An 843-nucleotide genomic window follows, 5' to 3' on the forward strand; every position below is an offset into this window, starting at 1 on the left:
AAGTTGATGGGCATGGGGTACCGCCAGCATTTCGGAAAAAAACCACGCTAAGAGAATATATATAAGAAAAGAGCCAGAATTTACCCCGCTAAGAGTAAATCGGCTCTTTAATATATAAAGGATGCACAGAAAAACCTAGAGGGGTTCAGCCGAGATACTTGTAGAAATGGGTCATAATCATACATTATTTTACAAATACATCTTATCTTGAAGGTATATGGATTATATAAAGTTAAAAATATAGTGTTAAACCCAAAAAAACACCATAACAGTGTTCACGGTGTTTTCCATATTAAAAATAAGACTATTATTTAAGTACTCTGAAACTGATTCATATTGTAGAAATATCCATTTTAAGATAATGATACGCTTCAAAATCTTCATTAAATATATCTGTAACTAATTTTATAGCCTCCGTATCATAAAAGCTCTGATATGTCGGCAGCCGAGGGAAAGATGGATCTGTAATGTCAGCTTCAGCGTAGTTTCCCTTATGAATCATCTTAGGCGCCTGATGATGCCATGATCTCGTTAATGTGTCTAGTGGGATAGTCTGTAAGTTATATTTGTTTTCTATTTTTGAGATTTCATTAGAGAAATTCTCTAAATATATATAATTGGTTACAAACTCTTCTTCTCCTTGAATATATTGTTGTGAATAGTGTGGATTAAGATAGTCAGAATCTGCCCCATTCGCGTGAAGATAATGTAAAAAATGTTTAAATGATTTTTTCTTTTTGCATGTACTGTCGTTATAAATAAACTTTCTAATAGGTTCCCACTCTGGATTTTCTATACCTGGTGGAGCAATAAGGGGTCACCATACATGCCCATCAACTTAAG

At 33.6% G+C, this 843-nt stretch carries 1 pseudogene; it reads right to left on the reverse strand.

The window, feature by feature from the left end:
- Positions 1-331 precede the first annotated feature (331 nt).
- Positions 332-814, reverse strand: a pseudogene (locus tag KI369_RS29595) (sulfotransferase family 2 domain-containing protein); the annotation flags it as partial.
- Positions 815-843: the final 29 nt, after the last annotated feature.

This window comes from Bacillus sanguinis, from assembly GCF_018332475.1.
Lineage (GTDB): Bacteria > Bacillota > Bacilli > Bacillales > Bacillaceae_G > Bacillus_A > Bacillus_A sanguinis.